Raw genomic sequence first — 21,389 nt, forward strand, 5'->3', positions numbered from 1 at the left:
ATCCGCCAAATCCCGCTCCGACGGCACACCCACCGCCTGCCCACCCACCAACCCGACCACCAACACCGCAGCACCCGCCACCACCGCAGCACGCAACACACGACGCGAAACACTCCACCGCATAACAAGCCTTCCTGAACGACAACATTCCAGCGAAGGTGCCGACCCGAATTTCGGCGACACCAAAACTGCGCCAACGGTATTTGCGGCGGCGGCGAGTTCTCACGCGGAACGGCGGTCTCTGGAAACCTCACGAAAAACGATCACCGGGATTCGGCACGATGGACAGTCGGGAGGTCGATGTGTTGTGCTCCGGCGGTTGCGAACTCGGCGTGACCAGCGCTTGCGGTGTGCAGCGACCCGGATAGGTGCGTAGATGTGCCAGCGGCATGGTTCGGACCACGGAAACAATGTGTGCGGAAACAATTCCCGAATGGATACCGCTGTGAGCTGTACAGCCGCGGATTCGAGCCCTGCTATTTCCTGTCTCGTCGCGGATACAGTTGCTATCCCGGTGAAATCTGTTGGAGCAGGTCGGTCGCCGTGGCCATCGAGATTTCACAGTCAGAACACCCTTCGATGCCGAGACATCGACGGCGAGCGCGCGATAGCGCGCTGCCCGGCGAGCATCAGGGGGAGGCAGGAGGCCGATGCCGGATGTATCTCGCAAGCGTGTTCGTCACCTGGTTGACCTTCGCCGCCCTTGGTGCGACCTCACTCTGGGTGGTGTGGGCGGCCCCGGTCTCCACCCGCGCCAAGGTGCAGCGCTCAGTGGGTCCCGTCTGCTTGCTGAGCGTTGTGGTGATGCTGGTGTGGATGCAGTTCGCGGCCGGATGGTGATGCGATGCGTCAGGATGCCAGTCCGCGCACCTGTTCCAACAGTCCGACGATCTGCTGAATCGTGTCGAGGTTCTGCAACGGCTCGGGGATCCGGCGGCGCAGCCGTTCCCAGCGGCTGGCGGCACCACTGATATCCGGTTCCGGCCGGGCCAGGTCGGCGAGGACATCATCCACATCGGCGGCGGAATCGGGTGCGGTGGCGAGTTGGCCGCGGAGGCGGGTGAGTTCGTCGCGGAGGTCGGTGAGCAGGGCGGCGAGCCGATCGGCGTCCGGGCTGCCGGAAAGTTCGACCGGACCATTGATCTGTCCGTTGTTACCGGAACCGCCGATATTTCCGGCGACCACCTGGCCGCCGGTGATGCGGACCGAATGGTCAGGCGGGTTGTCGGGCATGGGGGCTCCTATTCCGTCGCGGTCGAGTTGTCGTCCGGGCCGGGCTGCACCGAGCCGGAATTGCCCGCGCCACCGATGTTTCCGGCGATGATGTTGGAGTTGTTGACGATCGTCGAGTTGTTGATCTGCTTGACCATATCGTCGAAACCCTTGGCGGCGATGCCCTTCTCGGTGAGATACCGATGCACCGCGTCGAGGGTGCGCCGCTCCAGGATCTTGAGGTAGCGGTCGCAGTCGGTCTCCTGGAAGAAGTTGTTGAGCCTGGTGCCCGCGCCGATTTCCCGGATGCTCGCCGCCGCGCCGAGTACCTGTGCCGCTTCGTCGGGAGTGGTCCAGGTGCCGCCGGGGCGGCGGCGGGCCATCATCGCGCGCACCAGATCGCCGATGCGGCTCGGCACGGTGGTCGGCAGTAGCGCCATGTCGGCCATGGCTGCCACGAGCGCACGTAGTTCCAGCATGTCCGGCGGGGTGTCGACGCGACGGAACGCAGGTGCGATGGGCGGCAGCACGAACGCGTGCCATTCCAGTACCAGCATGCGTTCCTCGCAGCCGACGTGCAGGAAGCCCGACACCGCGAGCTGGCGCGCCCAGCTCTCCAACCGGAAGCAACGGTAGTAGCGCAGCCACTCCGGTGACTTGTTGGCCAGATCGGCCCAATCCTGGGGGTTCAGCTGCGGCTCGATGCCCGCGTTCAGCCGATCCAGCAGCGGGCCCGCGGACGGGTTGTGCACGATATCGACCGGCGACAGCAGGGCCCAGCTGGTGATTCCGAGATCGGAGAAGCGCCATCCCGGTGTGAGAGTGGGCGCTTTGCGCAGCTTCTTCAGGTCCTCGGAGACGAAGTCCTGGAGTTCGCGCGGATCGAAGCTCGGCACGAGGCCGACCGCATGCTCCGTGGCGTCGGCATCGTGTGTAGTCGTCTTCGAGTACAGCTCGAGCGCGGCCGACCACGAACGGACTCGGTTGCCCGCGCCGACGAACGGCTTGCGCCCGCGATAGACCACGATCTCGCCGGAGTCCTCCTGGGCCCGCCGCAGTTGATCCTGGGTGATGCGATGCAATCGCTGTGCGTACGGCGCGGACGCTTTGACCACCGCTTCTCGCGGCGCGGTCTGTGGTTGGTATCGCCCGTAGCCGAACCAGTTGGTGGCGACCTGCCACGGCAGATAGTGCCGTGCGACGAGCACACACAGCATCGCGACGATCAGGGCCAGCGCGACCAGGACCAGCAGCACCGCGATACCCGAGCCATCGGAATCCGATGATCCGATCAGGAAGGCGCCGAACGGTACCGCGACCAGCATCGGAATCAAGACCCAGACGAAGGACAGCAGCCACCACATGATGGCCGTCGCCCACCAGCGTTGGCTCCGCCCGGCGAGGAAACCGCCGGGGCCCGACGCGCTGTAGGCCAGTCGTGACACGATCGCCGAGCACACCCGCCAGGTGAGCCCGGACGCCAGCCACAGCACGACCAGTGGAAACGCGAGCACCGTGGTGACGGCGAGCAATCCCAGCAGTACGGCATTCACGGTCCTGCGCCGCGCCTGCGCCGCCAGCGCCTCCCGCAGCACGGTCGTCGCGTCCACTCCCGGCGACGGCGGGATCGCCCGTTTGGGCTCGGCCAGATACTCCTCGATCAACGCATCGGCCAGCCCGCCCTCGAGGTGAACCGCGGCGGCCAGATAGCGCGTTGGCTCATCGGTCGGCACAGTCATGACAGTCTCGTGAACGCGTCCCGACCTCGCCCCGGAACATCCATCCAAGCCCCCTCGCACACGTGAATCGCTTGCGCCCCAGACGTTATCAGCGCCCGACGACACCATCCCCGGATTCACCGCCACAACTCCGCGCATCCCGGTGTGTCGCCCGTTTCGGAGTGTCGGCTGGGCCGGGAGTGGAACAGATCACGAAGAACCCTTGCTCAAAACTAGAACGAGTTCTAGCTTTGGAGGGGTATCTGTCGCGACGCGGGCCCGGAAGGCGCATGAATGAATACTGATCCGCAGCTCACCGAGGTCGATCAGCTCCATCGGGAGCCGTTGGCGGTCGATATGCTCATCCGCTCGCTCGATCTGTATGCCGATCGGACCGCGGTGCACATCGGGGACGAGGAGCTGACCTATCGGCAGGTGCGCGATCAGATCAGCACGTTCGCGCAGGCCTACGCCTCCCTCGGGCTCGGTGTGGGCAGTCCGGTGGCGATCCTGTCGGCGAATCGTCCGGAGGTACTGTTCACCCAGGGCGCCAATGCCGTCACCGGCGCCCGGTTCGCCGCGCTGCATCCGATGGGTTCGCTCGACGATCACGCCTACGTGCTCGAGGACGCCGGTATCGAGACGCTCATCTATGACCCGGACAAGTACGAGGAGCGGGCCGCACAGCTGGCCGAACGGGTGCCGGGGCTGAAGAACCTGCTGGCCTTCGGCCCGACCGAGGCCGGTACGGATCTGTTGGCCGCCGCGCAGGGTTTCGAACCGGCACCGTTGGTCGCCCCCGATGTCGCGCCCAGCGATACCGTCAGCCTCGCCTACACCGGCGGCACCACCGGTAAGTCGAAAGGCGTGATGCTCAGCTTCCGGGGTGGTGCGACCCTGCTGCGCATCCAGATGACCGAATGGCAGTGGCCGAGCGAGGTGCGTTTCCTGGTCTGCACACCGCTCAGCCACGCCGGTGGCGCGTTCTGGAATCCGACGAGCCTGCAAGGCGGCTCCATCGTGGTGCTGCCCGGATTCGATCCGGCCACCGTGCTCGCCACCATCGAGAAGTACCGGATCACCTCGACGATGCTGGTGCCGACCATGCTCTACGCCCTGCTCGACTACCCGGACCTGGACAAATACGATCTGTCGAGCCTGGAAACCGTCTTCTACGGCGCCTCGGCCATCTCGCCGACCCGGTTGGCCGAGGCGATCGAGAAGTTCGGCCCGATCTTCTTCCAGTTCTACGGCCAGGCCGAATGCCCGATGACGATTTCGGTGCTGCGCAAGGAAGACCACGATCCGGCCGTGCCCGAGCGGCTGGCCAGCTGTGGCCGCCCGGTGCCGTGGCTGCATGTGGCGTTGCTCGACGATGAGGGCAACCAGGTGCCGACGGGGGAGCCCGGCGAGATCTGCGTCCGCGGCCCGCTGGTGATGAAGGGCTATCTGAACAAGCCGGAGCAGACCGCCGAGGCCACCGAACACGAGTGGCTGCACACCGGTGACATCGCCCGCCGCGATGCCGACGGCTTCCTCTACATCGTCGACCGCAAGAAGGACATGATCGTCTCCGGCGGCTTCAACGTCTACCCGCGTGAGGTGGAAGACGTGCTGTCCGCCCATCCCGCCGTGAGCGCGGCGGCGGTCATCGGTGTGCCCGATGACAAATGGGGTGAGGCCGTGAAGGCGGTCGTGGTGCTGCGTGCGGGCCGTGAGGTGGCGGTGGCGGAACTCCAGGCGTTGGTGAAGGAGCGCAAGGGCGCGGTATACACGCCCAAGACAGTCGATTTCGCCGACAGCATCCCGCTCAGCCCGCTGGGCAAGCCGGACAAGAAGGCGTTGCGTGCGCAGTACTGGGGTGCTGGTGCCCGCCAGGTGAACTGAGGTATCAGCGATCCGGCGGCCCGGCCAGGATCGCGGTGACCATATCGATCAGCTCCTGGAGTACTTCCTCGGACGTCAGCCGGGTCCCGCTGAGTGCGAGCATATCGCGCAGCCCGTCGAGATCACCGAGCGCCTGGAAGGTCAGGCTCATGGCCTGGGTCAGCCGGAAACGGATGGTCCGGGCGGGGACCTCGGGATAGATCGCGCCGAGCAGCGTGGTGAACCGCCGCGCCTGCGGTGCGAAACCATCGGTGATCCGCGACAGCGCCGGATGACGGCTGCCGATGATCCCCGCGACGATGGTGACCCACGCGGTGGCACCCGCCGCGACCTGTTCGGCGACCGGTCGAACGAACGCTTCGGCCAGGCTGCGCGCCGAGGGATCACCGGAAGCCTCGATGCTGTCGAGCAATTCGGCGCGTCGATGCGAGACCTCGCCCCCTCGCTGGTCGAGCAGAGCCTCGACCAGCGCGTCCTTGGAACCGAAGTGATAGTGCACCGAGGCCACATTCGCGCCCGCCGCCGACATCACCGCCCGCAGCGACACCGCATCGATCCCGCGTTCGGCGAACAGTCGTTCGGCGGCCAGGATCAGGCGTCGATCGGTGGGCAGCCCGGCATCCGGCGCGGCCTCGGCGGGTAGTCCTCGGGTCACGTGCGCACCCTAATCGAGTGGTGCGGGCGCACCGTAGAGCGTCACTACGCAGGCCCCGCCGAGACCGAGATTGTGCGCCAGGGCGTGGCGTGCGCCGTCGACCTGCCGCGGCCCGGCCTCGCCACGCAACTGCCAGGTGAGTTCGGCGCATTGCGCCAGACCGGTCGCGCCGAGCGGATGGCCTTTGGAGATCAGACCACCCGACGGATTGACCACCCAGCGGCCGCCGTAGGTCGTCGCACCGGCCTCGATCAACGCGCCCGATTCGCCGGGTGCGCACATGCCGAGCGATTCGTAGGTGATCAGTTCGTTGATCGAGAAGCAGTCGTGCAATTCGATCACGTCGACCTCGTCGATACCGACACCGGTCGCCGCGAACACCTCCTGCGCCGCCTTCCGCGTCATCGGCGCACCCACCACATCGATCATGGATTCGGTGGCGAACGACGAGGTGTCATCGGTGGCGAGGGACTGTCCGAGGATCTCCACGGCGCGGTCGGCGAGCCCGTGTTTCCGGACGAACGCCTCACCGACCACGACCGCCGCCGCGGAACCGTCCGACATGGGTGAGCATTGCGAGCGGGTCAGCGGATCGTGCACTGGTTTGTCGCCGAGCACCTGTTCGAGCGAGTACGGGTCCTGGAACTGCGCGTAGGGGTTGCGGGTCGAATGCTCGTGGTTCTTCACCGCGACCCCGGCGAGTTGTTCGCGGGTCGTACCGTAGCGGCGCATGTGCTCGGCGGCCGCGGCGCCGAAGAACTGGGCCGTCAGCGGTGCCTTACCGAATCCGTTGGTGGACTTCAGGACCGCGATATGGCGGTCGATGGTGGTGACGCCGGGGTTGCCGGTGCCTGCCATGGCCTCCTTGGTCATCTGCTCGAAGCCGACGGCCAATGCCACCTCGACCAGACCGGCCTGCACCCATTCGCGGGCGAGCATCAGCGCGGTCGAGCCGGTGGCGCAGTTGTTGTTGACATTGACCATCGGAATCCCGGTGAGCCCCACATCGTAGAGCGCCCGCTGCCCCGCCGTGGACGGCTGGAAAACGTAACCGACAGCAGCCCGCTGCACCTGGTCGTAGTCGATGCCGGCGTCGGCCAGTGCCGCGCCCACCGCTTCGGCGACCATATCCGGGTACTGCCAGTCCCGGCTGGCGATCTTCTCGAACTTCGTCATCCCGACGCCGATGACGAACACACGCTGACTCATTGCTCTTCTCCTCGACAACGCCGTACGCGTTGATATGTGGTGATCATCGGGCCGGTCGCTCGCTGCCGACGACCCACAGGGCATGGAATTGCGACGCACCGCCCATGGCGTGCCCGATGGCGCGCCGGGCCCCCGGCACCTGATGCGCGCCCGCGGTCCCTCGGACCTGCAATGCCGCTTCGGCGAACCGCAACAGCCCGGTGGCCCCGGTCGGATTCCCCGACAGCACCCCACCCGACGGGTTGACCGGCAGCTCGCCGCCGAAGGCGGTGCGACCGGAGTCGACCATCTTCCAGCCCGCCCCGATCTCGGCCAGGCCGATATTCTCCAGCCACATCGGCTCGTACCAGCTGTAGGGGATGTACAGCTCGGCGGTGTCGATCTCGCGGGCCGGATCGGTGATCCCCGCCTGCCGATAGGCTTCGGCCGCGCATTGTCTGCCCGCTTCGGGGTTCACCTCGTCGCGTCCGGCGAAATGGCCGGTCTCGGTGCGCCAGGCCATCCCGTGGATCCAGGCGGGTGGTCGCGGATTGCCTTCGGCGTCGGCTTCGCCCGCGATGACCACTGCGCACGATCCATCCGAGGACGGGCACGATTCCAGATACCGGATCGGATCCCACAGCATCGGTGAATCACGCACCTGCTCCACGGTGATATCCGGGCGCTGGATATGCGCGTACGGATTGCGTGTCGCATTGAGCCGATGATTGACCGCGACCTGCCAGCCGATATGTTCCGGCGCGCCCGACCGGCGGATGTACTCGCGGATGACCGGCGCGAAATGTCCGCCCGCGCCGGCGCCGAGATTGGCGCTGAACGGCAGACCGCGCGAGAGCGCCCAGGTGAAATCGCCCTCGGATTCCTTCGAATACGCGACCACGAGCACCCGCCGGGCCAATCCGGCCTGCACCAGATGCGCGCCGTAGATGGCGGCGTGCCCGCCGACGCTGCCGCCGGTGAAGACGCGGGTGACCGGCAGGCCGCGTGCACCCATGGCGTCGGCCAGGTACAGCTCGGGGTTCATCACACCGTCGAACAGATCCGGGGTCTTCGACAGCACGATGGCATCGATATCGCTGTGTTCGAGTCCGGCGTCGGCCAGTGCGGCGTCCACCGATTCGCGCACCAGCGCACCAATGGTGACCTCGCGTTTCTTGGCCTGTGTGCTCTGTCCGATGCCGATGACCGCGGTTCTCATCGGTCTCCCTCCAGCAGGCAGATCAGATTCTGTTGCAGCGCGGGCCCATTGGTGGCGTGGGCGAGGGTGCGGTCGGCGCGACCGTCCAGGATGTGCTGTGCGGCTTCGCCGATCCGGATCAACCCGGTCGCGGTCGCCGGACGTCCCGTCAGCGGGCCACCGCCCGGATTGATGCGGGCGCGGTGCAGGTCGAGCGTGGTGGCGAGCAGTGGTTCCTGATGGCTGTATTCGCAATGCAATTCGGCGATATCGACCCTGTCCGGACCGAACCCGGCGAGTTCGGCGGCACGGGCGGCCGCGGTGCGGACCGTGTCGGCGCGGGTGAGATCACGGGTGCCCGGATAGTGGCCGTCCATCCGATGATCGGCGCCGCGCACCCACGCGGGTCGGGACGCGAGCCCACGTGCGGAGGCACCCGCGGCGAGCACCACGACCGCCGCCGCGTCGCCGACCGGCGCCACATCGTGGGCCCGCAGCGGCGAGGTGATATAGGGCGCGTCGAGCAGCTGATCGATCGAGTATTCGCCGGCAATCTGCGCGGCCGGATTGCCGATGGCCGACGCGAGGCTGCGCGAGACCACCTCGGCCAGCTGCCGTTCGCTCACCGCACCCGCCTCGATGAGCGCCGCGGCCTGTAGCGCCGCGATGGCATCGCGATGCGGGCGCAGCGGCGCGAGGACATAGGGGTCGAGCTGGGCGGCCATCACCTGATCGAGATCGCGCGGTAAGGACCCGCGGCCGATGCCGTAGACGACGGCGATATCGCCCTCGCCGAGCTGCAACCAGCTCCAGGCCTCATAGAACGCCCACGCGGCGTCCATCTCCACATGCGATTCCGAGATCGGTGGCCACGCGCCGACCGCGTCGAGCGATTCGATGTACGCGAAGGTGCGTCCCTCGAAGAAATCGTGGCTGCCGGAGGTGAAGAAATCCACCTCGTCACGGGTGATTCCGGCGGTGTCGAGCGCGCGGCGGATCACCGGCAGCAGGATCTCGGCCATATCGTGGCGGCGATCAGCGGCCGTGCACGGCGACTGAGCGAAGGCGACGATTCCGACCTCACGCATCGGAACCTCCTGTGGTGGCGCCGGATTCGGCGGAAGCCACCGGCCGGTAGTAGCGGATGCTGTTCATCGACGTGTCGAGATCGTCGTCGGCGCACCAGACCGGCTCCACCGCCATCCCGATACGCACCGCACTCGGCTCGATCTCCTGGATCAGATGCATCAGCCGGGTATCCGCACCGCGCACCTGGATGTGGGCCACCACGTACGGCGGCTGGAAGACCTGGCCGGGGAACGGGAAATTCACCACGCAGAAGGTGGAAATGGTTCCGTCGCCGGGCAGTTCGAACGGCTCGGCCAGTTCGGTCAGACAGCGGGAACAGAATTCCGGTGGCGGCAGATACACCTGGGCGCAGCTCGGGCAGCGGCGCGCCAACAGCCGACGCTCGGCAAGTCCGCGCAGGAACACCGAGCGACCGACACCCGCGACGTAGGTGTAGTCCATCCCGAACGGGCTGGTGAACTCGGTGACGGGTTCGGGCAGCGGTGTGGTCATGACGGCGCCACCGGTGCGAAGCAGACGATGTCGCGGATACTGCCCACTCGCTGCGCCCGCCACCGCGGTGCGACTCGCAACCCTCGCGTCATTCGGGAGGAGTCGCCACCGGTGTCGACGGCATGGAACAGACCGCCCTCGGTGCCGTCGATGGTGATCAATGCCCACGCGTAGTCATGAGTGAGATCGTCCTCGGGGCGGTGTGGCACCCAGGTCCAGTGCCGCACCGTTCCGGTCGCCGCGAGCTCGACCAGCTCACCGGTGGCGCGGGCGGTCTCCGGATCGAATTCGGCCGCCGGACACAGCACCGTGCCGCGGTCGGTGCGGACACCGAAGAGCCTGCCCTCGCGCAGGCCGCCGAGGAACGCGCCGATCGTGGGGCCGACGGTCCGATTGAACGGAAATTGCAGGCTGTACGGCGCGTTCAGGCTGTCGCCGTGAACTTCGGCTGTCATATGGCTCCTGCCGATGGGTCCGAGGAGTGGCGGCCGAGCCCCGTGGGGTGTGGCGTGCCGCGATTCGATCGTGAACCAGCGCCACACCACATGTCAATCAGTTGTTTCAATCAACTGATTGACGGGCATGTACAGCCGGTCGGCAATGTCGTAGTCTGGCGCCGCAAGTAGAACTTGTTTCAGATGCGTCCTCGGGGTGAGGAGATTCTCATGGCCATAGTCCACTCGCTGCCATCGACGGCCGACGGCCACCGCAGGCTCGGCCTGAGCAATCCGGCCACCGGTGACGAAGTCGGCGAAATCGTGGTGAGCACCGCGGACGAGGTGGCCGAGGTCGTCCGGCGCGCCCGCGCCGCGCAGCCGGGGTGGGCGGCGCGAGCGGTCACCGAACGCGCCGACATCATCCGCCGCGCGGTCGACGTGCTGGTCTCCCGGCGCGATGAGATCGTCGCGACGGTCCAGGCTGAAACCGGTAAGCCGCGGGTGGAGGCGCTGGCGATCGAGATCGTGCCCGCCTGCGATTTCCTGAACTACTGGAGTGGCCGCGCGCGCAAGGATCTGGCCGATGAACGGCGACGGCTGCACGGCTACCTGGCGCCGCTGAAGAAGCTGATCGTCAACTATCAGCCGCTGGGCGTGGTCGGCGTGATCACGCCGTGGAACGGCCCGTTCGTGCTCTCGCTCAACCCGATCGCACAGGCGCTGCTGGCCGGAAACTCGGTGGTGCTCAAACCTTCCGAGGTGACACCACATTCGGCGGAATGGGCCGTGAAGATTTTGCACGAAGCAGGTGTTCCCGAGGATGTCGTGCAGGTGGTGCACGGCGACGGCGAGACCGGCGCGGCGCTCGTGGCGGCCGATGTGGACAAGATCTCGTTCACCGGCAGCGTCCCCACCGGTAAGAAGATCGCCGCGGCATGTGCGGCCCGGCTGATTCCCTGCACCATGGAACTCGGCGGTAAGGACGCGATGATCGTGTGCGCGGACGCCGATCTGGAGCGGGCGTCGGCGGGCGCGGTGTATCTGTCGATGTTCAATACCGGACAGGTCTGCGTCGGCGTCGAGCGGATCTACGTGGTGGACACCGTCGCCGACGAATTCATCGCCAAGGTGCGGGAGAAGGCCGAGGCGGTCACTTACGGGGTCGGTAAGGATGTCGGTCCGCTGTTCTGGGACCGTCAGCTCGATATCGTCACCGAACATGTCGACGATGCCGTGGCCAAAGGCGCCGAGGTGCTGGTCGGCGGTAAGAGCGATACCGCCGACGGCGTGTTCTTCCAACCGACGCTGATCGTCGGCGTCACCCATGACATGGATCTGATGCGGCAGGAAACCTTCGGCCCGGTCGTGGCGATCATGCGGGTGGCCGATGAGGACGAGGCCGTCCGCATGGCCAACGACTGCGAATACGGTCTCAGCGGCAGCGTGTTCACCAAGGACCCCGACACCGTGCTGCGGATCGCCAAACAGCTGCGCACCGGTTCGGTCGTGCACAACGACGCCTCGGTGATCTACGGGGTCCCCGAGGCGCCGTTCGGCGGCCGCAAGGACAGCGGCCTCGGCCACGTCAACGGCCGGGACGCGCTGCGCGGCTTCACCCACGCCCAGCCGGTGCTGCTGGATCGGTGGCAGCTGAAGAAGGAGAACATCTGGTACCCGTACACCGACAAGACTGTGCGGACGCTGGAGCGGATGATCGATATGGCCTTCGGTAGCGCCATCGCCCGCAAGCTCATGTCGTGACCGGCGGGCTCAGGACGATTTGTGCGGAACGCCGATCGTGAGCCCGCCGTCGATGACGAACTCGGCGCCGGTCGAGTACGAGGATTCGTCACTGGCCAGATAGGTGACCAGCGCGGAGACCTCTTCCGGATCGGCGCCGCGGCCGAGTGGGATCTGGAGGAAATCCTCGGGGATGCCCTCGGTCATCGGGGTGCGGATGAGGCCGGGGTGGATGGAATTCACCCGGATGCCCTGCGGGGCCAGCTCCAGCGCCACCGACTTGGTGAGCCCGCGAACGGCGAACTTACTGGCGACGTAGCCGTGGAGGCCGGGGCTGCCGCGCAGGCCCTCCACGGAGGAGATGTTGATCATCGATCCGCCGCCCGCCGCGACCATCGCGGGCGTCGCGGCCTGCATGCCGAGGAAGGTGCCGGTGAGATTGATGTCGATGATCCGCTGCCATTCGGCGTACTCGAAGTCGGTGATCAGATTGCCGTTGACGATCCCGGCATTGTTGACCAGCACATTCAGCGATCCGTATTGTTCGACGGCGGTCGCGACGGCGGCGCGCCAATCCTCGGGCTCGCGGACGTCGAGGTGCACATGGGTGAGGTCGGGGCCCAACTCTTCGGCCAGCGCCTTGCCCTCGTCGTCGAGCACATCGCCGATCACGACCTTGGCCTCTTCGGCCAGCATCGCCCGCGCGTGCGAGGCGCCCATACCGCGCGACCCGCCGCTGATCAATGCCACCTTGCCGGTCAACCGTGCCATCACCACTCCTTCTCGTTTGCCTACTTCTGAAACACGTTACAGAAGGTGGGTGGGTGGCGACTGTCGAAGCTGGCAGTGTGAGTGAGCTGTTCGAGCTGCCGCGATGTTCCGGGTCGACGGCCGGGCGAGCGCACCGGAGCGCCTATGGCATCATCGAGTAGAACGAGTTCTAGAAATGTGCTCGATGGAGGCTGCGGAGGGTCGTGATGGGAACTGACCGATCGGTGCGGACCGGTCCGTTCGTGGTGCCCGCGATCGACGAGATCCCCGGCGGACGGCTGCTCGAACTGCCGGGCCGCGGCCGCACCTACATCGTCGACATCCCCGGCCCGCCGGGCGCGGCGACGCTGATCCTGCTGCACGGCACCGCCTGCACCGCGATGCTCAATTGGTTCCCCGCGCTCGACACGCTGTCCGAGCGCTATCGGATCGTGCTGTTCGATCAGCGCTGGCATGGGCGTGGCATCCGTTCGGAGCGGTTTCGGCTCGACGACTGCGCCGACGATGTGGTCGCGGTGGCCGATGCGCTCGGCGTGGATCGCTTCGTCGGTGTGGGGTATTCGCTGGGCGGGGTCGTCTCCCTGCTGACCGCGCATCGTCATCCCGAACGGGTGGCCGGGCTCGTACTCTGCGCAACCCCCTATCGCTTCCAGGAGAAATGGCGTGAACGGGCATTCCATCGCGGTTTCGCGGCCATGGCCGACGCGCTGGGCGACTATCCGTATCAGCGCGCCGGGCGGCTGGCAGGCGCGCTGCCGGAACTGCCCGCGGCCTTGGTGCCCGGACAACTGCGGCGCTGGGCGATGGGGGAGTTCCGCAGTACCAGCGGTTGGGCACTGACTCCGATACTGGCCGAGATCGGCACCTTCGACGCCACCGAGTGGCTGGCGAGCCTGCGCATGCCGACAGCGGTGGTCATCACGACCAAGGACAAGGCGATTCCGGTGTACCGGCAGATCGAATTGGCGGCCGCGATACCGGGGACGAGTATTCATCCGGTCCAGGCGGGGCATACGGCGTGTGCGTTCGCGGCGGACCGATTCGTTCCGGCGCTCAGCGAGGCGTGCGCGGCGGTGACGGCGCGGCTGTGAGTGGACGACCCTGTTCGACGCCGATGGCGAACAGGGCGGTCGGTCGGAGCGGTGATCAGCCCCGAGTTCGCGCCGCGGCCAACAGATCCGCGATCACGGCGGGTACCGCGTCGGCCAGATCGCCGATATCGGGCACCAGTTCCCGGCAGGCGATGAACCCGAAGTCCAGGTCGCCGCAATTGGACAGCACGGTGACGGTCAAGCCCGCGCCATGGAAGATCGGGCCGAACGGATACATTCCGTCCACGCGGACGCCGAGGAAATACAGCGGCATCGGCGGTCCAGGAACATTCGACACCACGAGGTTGTGCACCACCGGATGGTGTTCGGCCAGCTTCAGCGACGAATAGACCCGCGAGGCCAGCTGGAAGGTGTTGGGCGGAGCGTATTTCGACCAGTCCTGGAGGAAATCGGCGCCGATCAGATCGTGCTCCTGTTTGGCGTGCTCGTTCGCCGCGGCCAGCATGTTCAGCCGTTCGACCGGATCGGCGACATCGGTGCCGAGGCGGCAGAACAGGGTGGAGACCTTGTTGATGCCCTCGGTATGCCGGGTGGAATCGTGCACCGACACCGGCACCGAGGCGATCAGCGAACGCGCGGGCAGTTCGTCATGGTTGCCGAGGTAGCTGCGCAGCACCCCGCCCACCACCGTGAGCACCACATCGTTGACCTTCACGCCGAAGGCTGCCTTGATCTCCTTGATCGCACCGAGATCGGCCTTGGTGAAGGCCACGGCGCGGTGAGCGGTGATCGCCTTGTTGAACGGTGTGCGCGGCGCCGAGAACGGTAATGCCATGCCCGCCTGGTTTTTCCGGCGTCGCTGGGCGAAACCCGCGACCATCCCGACGGTTTTGGGCACCATGCCGAGCAGGCCCATCTTGGCCGGGAAACGCACCACCGCCCGAGCCGCGAGTGCGAGATCGCTCGGTTCGGGTTCGGGCTGCCACGGCTGCGGCTCGGGTCGGGTGAGGCCCGGTTCGAGATCGCACAGATGCATCATCATGTTCGTACCGGTGATGCCATCGACGGCGGCGTGATGGTATTTGCAGATCACCGCGACCTTGCCGTCGTCGAGACCGTCCACCACCGACATCTCCCACAGTGGCCGATCCCGGTCCATCGGGCGGCTGGCGATATCGCCGATGAGTTCGGCGAGTTCGGCTCGCCCGCCCGGTGTGGGCAGGCCGACCCGGCGGATGTGGTAGTCCAGATCGAAATCCGGGTCGTCGACCCAGACCGGATGGTCGAGGTTGAACGCCACCTCGTGCACCCGGCGTCGCATATGGGGGATCAGCGGCAGCCTGCGGCCTAGTTCGGCCTTCAGTTCGTCGAACGAATAGGTGCCGTCGACGGGATCGAGGATCAGCAGTGCGCAGACGTGTAGATGCTGGGTTCCGGTTTCCAGATAGAGGAAACTGGCATCCAGCCCGGTGAGTTGTTCCATAGCCGTAGACTACTAGAACGTGTTCTAGTTTTGCCCTGATTTGACGCGAGGTCGATCACAGTGGCGGGCAATATTGTCAGATTGTGACCTGTTGGTATCGGTCCGGAATCTGTATGTAACTCATGGTCCTAGGTATGTGTATGCTGTTTCTACGGTCGTGAAGGAAGATCGCCGGTGATCGACGAACACGCCGTGAGACGCTGAGGAGTATCGATGAAGCTACTTCGCCGGGGCCGCCCGCGCCCGGACGCCGATCCGGGGCCGGTCGCGCTGCATGCTCGCAATGTGCGATTCGACTGGGCCGATACCCCGCTGCACTGGATGGCGGCGGAGCCGATCGCCTCGCATCTGATCAATTCCCTGAACCTGCTCCTGCCCGAGGGCGAGCGCATGTTCTGCGCCACCTATACCGAGGCGCTGCCCTCGGTCAAGGACGAGAAGCTGCGCGAGGCCATGCTCGGCTTCATCGGCCAGGAAGCCATGCACGCCCAGACCCACGACAAGGTCCTGCACGAGGTGCTCGCCTCGCACGGCATCGACCCCGAGCCGTATCTGCGTCAGGCCGAATACCTGTTCCGCAAATCCCTCGGCCCGCGTGAGAGTGCGGGCAATTCCCGGCATCAGCAGCTGGTCGAGCGGCTGGCGTTCATCGCGTGCCTGGAACATTTCTTCGCCTACCTCGGCGACTGGGTGCTCAATGCCGATCTGGAGAAGTTCGACGCCGATCCGCGGGTGGCCGACCTGTTCCGCTGGCACGGCGCCGAGGAAGTCGAGCATCGGCACGTCGCCCATGATGTGGCGGTGTACTTCGGGGCCGGTTATCTGCGGCGGGCCGCGATCATGACGCTGGTGTTCCCGGTCTTCATCGGACTCGTGCTGCGCGGCACCAAATTCCTGGTGCGCCAGGATCCGGCCCTGCCCGACTATGGTTATCCGCGGTTGGTGCCCGCCGTGTTCGGCGCCATGTGGCGTGGTGCCCTGCCCGGGGTGCCGTCGCTGCTGTGGAGCGCGCTGTCGACGTTCAAACCGGGCTACAACCCCGAGACGGTCGGCTCCACCGCGCAGGCCATCGCCTATCTGGCCGCCTCGCCCGCGGCTCGGGCGGCCGCGTCGTGAATTCGACCCGGATCCCCGACACTCCGCCCGGCGACCTCTACGGCAAACGGTCGCACGACCGGACGGTGCGGGTGCTGGATGCGGTGGTCGACGCGCGGCTGCGGTGGGCCGCGCTGGTCAATCGCAGACCGCAGGCTCCGCGCGTCGATGATCATCGGCTCGCCCTCGTCGTCACCGAACGTCGGATCGAGGCGCACGACACCGATGTGATCAGCCTGGTGCTGCGCGCCCCTGACGGTCGTCGGCTGCCATCGTGGCGCCCCGGTGCCCATCTGGACCTGGAACTGCCGTCGGGCAGGCTGCGGCAGTACTCGCTGTGCGGCGACCCGTCCGACGGGCACGCGTATCGCGTCGCGGTGCGGCGCATCCCCGAGGGCGGCGGCGGTTCGATCGAGGTGCACCGTGACCTTGCCGTCGGCACACCGATCACGGTGCGTGGGCCGCGTAATGCGTTTCCGTTCGCGGTGCCCGGATACGGCTCGCCCGCCACCCGGTTGCATTTCGTCGCCGGAGGTATCGGTATCACCCCGATCCTGCCGATGATGCGCCTCGCCGATCGGCTCGGCGTCGACTGGTCCATGGTCTACACCGGACGCAACCGCGACACCATCCCGTTCCTGGACGAGGTCGAGACCTTCGGCCGCCGGATCACGGTGCGCACCGACGACGACCACGGCCTGCCCGACGCCGCCGCGCTGCTACCCGGCGTGGCCGCCGGTACCGCCGTCTACTGCTGCGGCCCGGTGCCGATGACCTCGATGGTTGCCGACGCGGTCCGGCGGATGCCGGGTGTGGAACTGCATTCCGAGCGGTTCTCCCCGCCGCCGATCGTCGACGGCGTCGCCTTCGAGATCGAATTCGCCTCCACCGGTGAGGTGGTGCGGGTGCCCCCCGATCGGTCGGCGCTGGACGTGGTGCTGGAATCCCGTCCGGATCGGCCGTATTCGTGCCGTCAGGGCTTCTGCCGCACCTGCGCGGTGCGCGTGCTCGCCGGGCAACCCGAACACCGGGAGACCGTACTCACCGAATCCGATCACGCCGCGGGGGACATGCTGATCTGCGTATCCCGTGCGGCGGGCGGACGTTTGACGTTGGACATCTAGCTCTGGGGCGAGGAGACCGACCCATGACCACCCGATCACCCGAACCGGACCAGACCCGCCGGACCGTGCGCAACGGCGATATCGAACTCGCCGTCTACGAATTCGGCGATCCGACCGCCGAAACGGTCGTGCTCGTGCACGGCTGGCCCGACACCCATCATCTGTGGGACAAGGTCGTGCCGCTGCTGGCGCGCCGATTCCACGTCGTCACCTACGACACTCGCGGACACGGTGAATCCACCCGTACCCGCCGCACCGCGGACTTCCGGCTCGACGAGCTGGCCTCGGACTTCTTCGCTGTCGCAGGCGCGGTCAGCCCCGACCGGCCGGTACATGTGCTCGCCCACGACTGGGGATCCATCCAGGTATGGGAAGCGGTCTGTGAACCCGGCGCCGAACAGCGGATCGCCTCCTTCACCTCGGTATCCGGCCCCAATCTCGATCACGTCGGGAAATGGGTGCGCAACAGGCTTTCACGACCGACGCCGCGCAATATCTGGCAGCCGATGACGCAGCTGGCGTCCTCGGCGTACACGTTCTTCTTCATGACTCCGGCGCTGCCGCAGGTCGTGCTCGGGCAGTTGGCCACCGAGGGGCGCTGGCGGCAGTTCGTCGGTTTGATGAACGAGACCGCGGCGTCGAATGTGACGCTCGGGCGCACATTCCGCGAGGACATCGTCGACGGGCTGCTGATCTATCGCGCGAACATCCTGCCGCGCCTGCTGTCACCGCGTGAACGGCATACCGAGGTACCGGTGCAGCTGATCGTCGCCGGACGTGATGTCGCGATCCGGCCCGCGGGCTATGACGATGAACGCAAGTGGGCGTCGCGGTTGTGGCGCCGCGATGTGCCTGCCGGGCACTGGATGCCGTTCTCACATCCCGAACTGCTGGCGAACGCGACGACCGAACTCGTCGACGCCCTCGCGGGCGGCACGACTCCGCGTGGCCTTCGCCGCGCGGAGATCGGGCGTAGCCGTGGTGAATTCGGTGACCAGCTGGTGGTGATCACCGGCGGCGGCAGCGGTATCGGGCGGGAGACGGCGCTGGCGTTCGCGCGCCGGGGCGCCGAGATCGTCCTGTCGGATATCAATCCGGCCGCGGCCAAGGAGACCGCCGAGCTGGTGGCCGCGGCCGGTGGGCTCGCGCACTCGTATCAGCTCGACGTCTCCGACGAATCCGCGGTGGCCGACCATGCGCGCACCGTATTGGAAGCGCATGGCGTGCCGGACATCCTGATCAACAACGCGGGCATCGGTCAGGCCGGTGATTTCTTCGATACGCCGTCGGCGGAGTTCGACCGGGTCATGCGCGTCAATCTGGGCGGTGTGGTCAACGGATGCCGAGCCTTCGGCCCCGCCATGGCCGAACGTGGCGCGGGTGGACACATCGTGAACCTGTCGAGCATGGCGGCCTATTCACCGCAGCAGGGTTTCAGCGCCTACGCCACCAGCAAATCGGCCGTTTTCATGTTCTCCGACTGCCTACGCGCCGAGTTGTCCGGCCGCGGCATCGGCGTACACACCATCTGCCCCGGCATAGTGCACACCAACATCGTTGCCACAACCAGCTTTTCCGGCGTAGACCCCGAAGAGGAAAAGCGCAAACAACAGCACTACGACAACCTCTACCGAATGCGCCACTACGGCCCGGAAAAGGTGGCCGAACAGATCGTGCACGCCGTGGCACGCGGCCGCAGCATCGTCCCGGTGACGCCGGAAGCCAGGGTGAACTACCACCTGAGCCGATTGGCACCCGCAATCGGCAGATTCGTCGCGGCGCGGGTGAAGTTGACCTGAGGTCGGGCGTCGAATGCGCCCCTCAGGAACCTCCTCCACCGCCTCCACCACCGCCGCAACTGGATCCGCCTCCACCGCCGCAGCTCGACCCACCGCCGCAGCTCGGGCCGCTGTGACCCGGGCCGTCGCTGTAGCCCCCGTGGTGACCGCCGGCTCCATCCGAATACCCGGCGGAACCCGCCGACCAGTACGGCCCGGGTGGCCTGCTCCGATTCTGCGGGCGGCTGCTGCGCTGGACGGCGAGCACGATCAGTACCACACCTACAGCCACGATCGAGATCACCACGATCAGGACGAACAGCAGTAACAGAAGCGCCATGCTCGCAGCGTATCGGCTGCCGGTCGTACAGTGAACTGTGTTCGGATTCGGTAGACGCGGCAACCGGGAGATCGATCTGGCGAGGGTCGATCGCGTCGTTCGTGAGCTGGAGCTGCCCGACGCCATCTACAAGACGTGCCCGTGGCAGCCGCGTGAGCTGGTGGAGACCGGGCTGCGGCAGTGGCTTCGGTGTTGCGGGGCGGCGATGCGGGACGGGCAGGTGATCGGGATGCCGTCACATGCGGTGGACGAGGCCTGGCACGGATTCATTCTCTGCACCGAGCTGTACGCCGGATTCTGCGACGAGGCGTACCACAGGTTCCTGCACCACTACCCGGACGGTGTTGCGACGCAGGGCAATCCGCATGGCTCCATGGCGTCCCAGCTGGGCCGCACCGTGGTCGCCTGGTCGATGGTTGCCGCACCGGAGGAACCGGGCGTGCTGTGGGACCTCGATGCGCGGGTCGGTGTGGACAAGCCATGGGGCATCGATCTCGGGAGGGTGGCGACGATCGAAGACGAACTCCGTCGGGCGGCCGAGTCTCCGGTGTGAGTTGGCCGGTGCCTGCGACGGGGCGATGCGGCACGACACATCCACGCAGTTGCGTGACAGCCGTGATCGGCGGATCGAGGTGTGGTGGCGGATCCGGTTGTGGCGGTGGGGGTTCCTGACGGTCGACCGGGGGTACTCATGGGGGATGACGGATGTTGTTATCGGCGTGGTGTTCGTGCTGCTGATCCTCGGGGGAGTACTGGCGATCCTGTTCTGGGCCGTCGCGAAACGGTACAGGTCACAGACGAGATCGACGCGGTCTGCTCGATCGCGTCGCCGCGGATCCGGATCGGCCGCCGGTGCTGCGGGCGGTGCGGGATGGTGGGGCGGGGGCTCGGGGGACTCGGGCGGTGACGGCGGCTCCGGCGGTGGCGGCTGTGGCGGTGGAGGCGGCTGTGGCGGTGGCGGTGGAGGAGGCGGCTGTGGTGGTGGAGGCTGAACCGCCCTGCTATTTGTGATAGCGATCACCCGACCTTGACCTGAACCAAACTTCAGGGTTGAGGCTTGTCGTATCCGAGAAACCCGGAACGATGGAGGTTGGTCATGCGAGCGGTGTACGCGACGACGTTCGGCGGTCCCGACGTGCTCGAGGTGCGTGAGGCGCCCGAACCCGTCCCCGCGGCAGGAGAGGTTCTGGTCGACGTGAGTGCGGCCGACGTCATGTTCCTCGACACCAGGCTGCGCTCAGGGTGGGGCACCGAATTCTTCGCTGTCGAGCCGCCCTATGTGCCGGGCGGAGCGGTCGGCGGCGTGGTCACCGCCGTCGGGCCGGAGGTCGACCCGTCGTGGATCGGCCGACGCGTCAGCACCCGGACCGCGCACAGCAACGTCGGAGGCGGGCTGCCGATCGGCGGATATGCGGAGAAGTCGTTGGCGAAGGTCGAGACGCTGACTACCGTGCCCGAAGGTGTGACGCTGGATCAGGCTGTCGCACTGACTCACGACGGCAGGACCGCGTTGGCCGTCTTCGATCGGGCCGCCATCGAATCCGGCGAATGGGTGCTCATCACCGCCGCGGCCGGTGGGCTCGGTACCCTGCTGACTCAACTCGCACGCAATGCCGGCGCCAAGGTGATCGCGGCGGCCCGTGGAAAAGCCAAACTCGAGCTGGCCGAGCGGCTGGGCGCCTCCGTGCTGGTCGATTACTCCGAACCCGGCTGGGTGGACGAGGTCCGCACCGCGACCGGGGGTGCGGGTGTGCGGGTCGTTCTGGACGGTGCGGGCGGCGAACTCGGCGGAGCGGCGGCCGAAGCGCTGGCCGACGGCGGCCGGTTCATCGGATACGGTTCCGCAGCAGGTGATTTCGCTACCGTGGACACCGAATCCGCGCAACGCCGGGCGATCACGGTGCTCAGCCTGTTCGACGTCACCTCCGACACCACCGACTGGTCCGCGTTGGCCGAACGGGCACTCGCCGAGGTCGCGGCCGGACGCCTGGAGGTCGTTATCGGCCAGACCTTTCCGCTGGAGCATGCCGATCGAGCGCACGCGGCCATCGATTCACGCACCGCCATCGGACGCACACTGTTGAGTAACACAAACCGACCGAAATGACTACCTGCGGGTAGCGAAATCTG

19 protein-coding genes are annotated in these 21,389 nt (G+C 66.7%); 9 read left to right on the forward strand and 10 right to left on the reverse strand.

Annotated features, from left to right (window positions below; genetic code table 11):
- Positions 1–657: 657 nt before the first annotated feature.
- A complete protein-coding gene (locus QH168_RS10185; protein WP_280234286.1) occupies positions 658–840 on the forward strand; it encodes a hypothetical protein in 183 nt (60 codons plus the stop codon).
- A gap of 9 nt (positions 841–849) precedes the next feature.
- On the opposite strand, the gene QH168_RS10190 is transcribed toward QH168_RS10185, so the two are convergent.
- A complete protein-coding gene (locus QH168_RS10190; RefSeq protein WP_280234287.1) occupies positions 850–1,233 on the reverse strand; it encodes a hypothetical protein in 384 nt (127 codons plus the stop codon).
- Positions 1,234–1,241: 8 nt separating this feature from the next.
- Positions 1,242–2,951 carry a hypothetical protein gene (locus tag QH168_RS10195; RefSeq protein WP_280234288.1) on the reverse strand — a complete coding sequence of 570 codons (1,710 nt, stop codon included), beginning with the start codon at positions 2,949–2,951 and terminating at the stop codon, positions 1,242–1,244.
- A 273-nt stretch (positions 2,952–3,224) separates the two neighbouring features.
- Between QH168_RS10195 and QH168_RS10200 the strand changes: the two genes are divergently transcribed.
- Entirely contained in the window at positions 3,225–4,817 is a 1,593-nt protein-coding gene (locus QH168_RS10200) for an AMP-binding protein (protein WP_280234289.1), read from the forward strand.
- A gap of 4 nt (positions 4,818–4,821) precedes the next feature.
- Here the strand turns inward: QH168_RS10200 and QH168_RS10205 are convergent, their stop codons facing one another.
- From QH168_RS10205 to QH168_RS10230, 6 genes are read right to left on the reverse strand one after another with little or no spacing between them, the layout of a single operon-like run.
- Positions 4,822–5,472, reverse strand: coding sequence for a TetR/AcrR family transcriptional regulator (locus QH168_RS10205; protein ID WP_280234290.1), 651 nt, complete (start codon positions 5,470–5,472; stop codon positions 4,822–4,824).
- Positions 5,473–5,481: 9 nt separating this feature from the next.
- Positions 5,482–6,681 (reverse strand): lipid-transfer protein, encoded by a 1,200-nt coding sequence (locus tag QH168_RS10210; protein WP_280234291.1) that lies wholly within the window; start codon positions 6,679–6,681, stop codon positions 5,482–5,484.
- Positions 6,682–6,724: 43 nt separating this feature from the next.
- Complete coding sequence (locus tag QH168_RS10215) at positions 6,725–7,879, reverse strand: thiolase domain-containing protein (protein WP_280234292.1); 1,155 nt, start codon at positions 7,877–7,879, stop codon at positions 6,725–6,727.
- Positions 7,876–8,946: a lipid-transfer protein gene (locus QH168_RS10220; RefSeq protein WP_280234293.1), complete on the reverse strand. Its 1,071-nt coding sequence runs from the start codon at positions 8,944–8,946 to the stop codon at positions 7,876–7,878. Before QH168_RS10220 ends, QH168_RS10215 begins: the two co-directional genes overlap by 4 nt.
- Positions 8,939–9,439 (reverse strand): Zn-ribbon domain-containing OB-fold protein, encoded by a 501-nt coding sequence (locus tag QH168_RS10225; protein WP_280234294.1) that lies wholly within the window; start codon positions 9,437–9,439, stop codon positions 8,939–8,941. The genes QH168_RS10220 and QH168_RS10225 overlap by 8 nt, the downstream gene beginning before the upstream one ends.
- The gene (locus QH168_RS10230; protein ID WP_280234295.1) at positions 9,436–9,894 is read right to left on the reverse strand and encodes an OB-fold domain-containing protein; all 459 of its coding nucleotides are present in this window, start codon (positions 9,892–9,894) and stop codon (positions 9,436–9,438) included. Before QH168_RS10230 ends, QH168_RS10225 begins: the two co-directional genes overlap by 4 nt.
- Positions 9,895–10,104: 210 nt before the next feature.
- Between QH168_RS10230 and QH168_RS10235 the strand changes: the two genes are divergently transcribed.
- On the forward strand, positions 10,105–11,637 hold the full coding sequence (locus tag QH168_RS10235) for an aldehyde dehydrogenase family protein (RefSeq protein WP_280234296.1): 1,533 nt from the start codon (positions 10,105–10,107) through the stop codon (positions 11,635–11,637).
- Between the two features lie 9 nt (positions 11,638–11,646).
- On the opposite strand, the gene QH168_RS10240 is transcribed toward QH168_RS10235, so the two are convergent.
- Positions 11,647–12,387 carry a glucose 1-dehydrogenase gene (locus tag QH168_RS10240; RefSeq protein ID WP_280234297.1) on the reverse strand — a complete coding sequence of 247 codons (741 nt, stop codon included), beginning with the start codon at positions 12,385–12,387 and terminating at the stop codon, positions 11,647–11,649.
- A gap of 206 nt (positions 12,388–12,593) precedes the next feature.
- Between QH168_RS10240 and QH168_RS10245 the strand changes: the two genes are divergently transcribed.
- Entirely contained in the window at positions 12,594–13,478 is an 885-nt protein-coding gene (locus QH168_RS10245; RefSeq protein ID WP_280234298.1) for an alpha/beta fold hydrolase, read from the forward strand.
- A 55-nt stretch (positions 13,479–13,533) separates the two neighbouring features.
- Here the strand turns inward: QH168_RS10245 and QH168_RS10250 are convergent, their stop codons facing one another.
- On the reverse strand, positions 13,534–14,922 hold the full coding sequence (locus QH168_RS10250) for a WS/DGAT/MGAT family O-acyltransferase (RefSeq protein WP_280234299.1): 1,389 nt from the start codon (positions 14,920–14,922) through the stop codon (positions 13,534–13,536).
- Between the two features lie 213 nt (positions 14,923–15,135).
- Here QH168_RS10250 and QH168_RS10255 point away from each other — a divergent pair, with 213 nt between their 5' ends.
- From QH168_RS10255 to QH168_RS10275, 5 genes are all read left to right on the forward strand, one after another.
- Entirely contained in the window at positions 15,136–16,038 is a 903-nt protein-coding gene (locus QH168_RS10255; protein ID WP_280234300.1) for a metal-dependent hydrolase, read from the forward strand.
- Positions 16,035–17,141: a PDR/VanB family oxidoreductase gene (locus QH168_RS10260; protein ID WP_280234301.1), complete on the forward strand. Its 1,107-nt coding sequence runs from the start codon at positions 16,035–16,037 to the stop codon at positions 17,139–17,141. The genes QH168_RS10255 and QH168_RS10260 overlap by 4 nt, the downstream gene beginning before the upstream one ends.
- Before the next feature lie 23 nt (positions 17,142–17,164).
- Positions 17,165–18,940, forward strand: a complete 1,776-nt coding sequence (locus QH168_RS10265; protein WP_280234302.1) for an SDR family oxidoreductase — start codon at positions 17,165–17,167, stop codon at positions 18,938–18,940.
- 356 nt (positions 18,941–19,296) lie between these two features.
- The gene (locus QH168_RS10270) at positions 19,297–19,812 is read left to right on the forward strand and encodes a hypothetical protein (RefSeq protein ID WP_280234303.1); all 516 of its coding nucleotides are present in this window, start codon (positions 19,297–19,299) and stop codon (positions 19,810–19,812) included.
- A gap of 543 nt (positions 19,813–20,355) precedes the next feature.
- Positions 20,356–21,366: a zinc-binding dehydrogenase gene (locus QH168_RS10275; RefSeq protein ID WP_280234304.1), complete on the forward strand. Its 1,011-nt coding sequence runs from the start codon at positions 20,356–20,358 to the stop codon at positions 21,364–21,366.
- The last annotated feature ends 23 nt before the right edge of the window (positions 21,367–21,389 follow it).

It is taken from the genome of Nocardia cyriacigeorgica (genome assembly GCF_029868385.1).
GTDB lineage: Bacteria > Actinomycetota > Actinomycetes > Mycobacteriales > Mycobacteriaceae > Nocardia > Nocardia cyriacigeorgica_F.

Excerpts from the sequence above, each read along its gene's own strand:
- QH168_RS10210 (WP_280234291.1), bottom strand. The coding sequence starts at position 6,681 with ATGAGTCAGCGTGTGTTCGTCATCGGCGTCGGGATGACGAAGTTCGAG.
- QH168_RS10190 (WP_280234287.1), bottom strand. The coding sequence starts at position 1,233 with ATGCCCGACAACCCGCCTGACCATTCGGTCCGCATCACCGGCGGCCAG.
- QH168_RS10245 (WP_280234298.1), top strand. The coding sequence starts at position 12,594 with ATGGGAACTGACCGATCGGTGCGGACCGGTCCGTTCGTGGTGCCCGCG.
- QH168_RS10275 (WP_280234304.1), top strand. The coding sequence starts at position 20,356 with ATGCGAGCGGTGTACGCGACGACGTTCGGCGGTCCCGACGTGCTCGAG.
- QH168_RS10215 (WP_280234292.1), bottom strand. The coding sequence starts at position 7,879 with ATGAGAACCGCGGTCATCGGCATCGGACAGAGCACACAGGCCAAGAAA.
- QH168_RS10235 (WP_280234296.1), top strand. The coding sequence starts at position 10,105 with ATGGCCATAGTCCACTCGCTGCCATCGACGGCCGACGGCCACCGCAGG.
- QH168_RS10200 (WP_280234289.1), top strand. The coding sequence starts at position 3,225 with ATGAATACTGATCCGCAGCTCACCGAGGTCGATCAGCTCCATCGGGAG.
- QH168_RS10240 (WP_280234297.1), bottom strand. The coding sequence starts at position 12,387 with ATGGCACGGTTGACCGGCAAGGTGGCATTGATCAGCGGCGGGTCGCGC.
- QH168_RS10225 (WP_280234294.1), bottom strand. The coding sequence starts at position 9,439 with ATGACCACACCGCTGCCCGAACCCGTCACCGAGTTCACCAGCCCGTTC.
- QH168_RS10220 (WP_280234293.1), bottom strand. The coding sequence starts at position 8,946 with ATGCGTGAGGTCGGAATCGTCGCCTTCGCTCAGTCGCCGTGCACGGCC.
- QH168_RS10230 (WP_280234295.1), bottom strand. The coding sequence starts at position 9,894 with ATGACAGCCGAAGTTCACGGCGACAGCCTGAACGCGCCGTACAGCCTG.
- QH168_RS10255 (WP_280234300.1), top strand. The coding sequence starts at position 15,136 with ATGAAGCTACTTCGCCGGGGCCGCCCGCGCCCGGACGCCGATCCGGGG.
- QH168_RS10250 (WP_280234299.1), bottom strand. The coding sequence starts at position 14,922 with ATGGAACAACTCACCGGGCTGGATGCCAGTTTCCTCTATCTGGAAACC.
- QH168_RS10185 (WP_280234286.1), top strand. The coding sequence starts at position 658 with ATGTATCTCGCAAGCGTGTTCGTCACCTGGTTGACCTTCGCCGCCCTT.
- QH168_RS10265 (WP_280234302.1), top strand. The coding sequence starts at position 17,165 with ATGACCACCCGATCACCCGAACCGGACCAGACCCGCCGGACCGTGCGC.
- QH168_RS10195 (WP_280234288.1), bottom strand. The coding sequence starts at position 2,951 with ATGACTGTGCCGACCGATGAGCCAACGCGCTATCTGGCCGCCGCGGTT.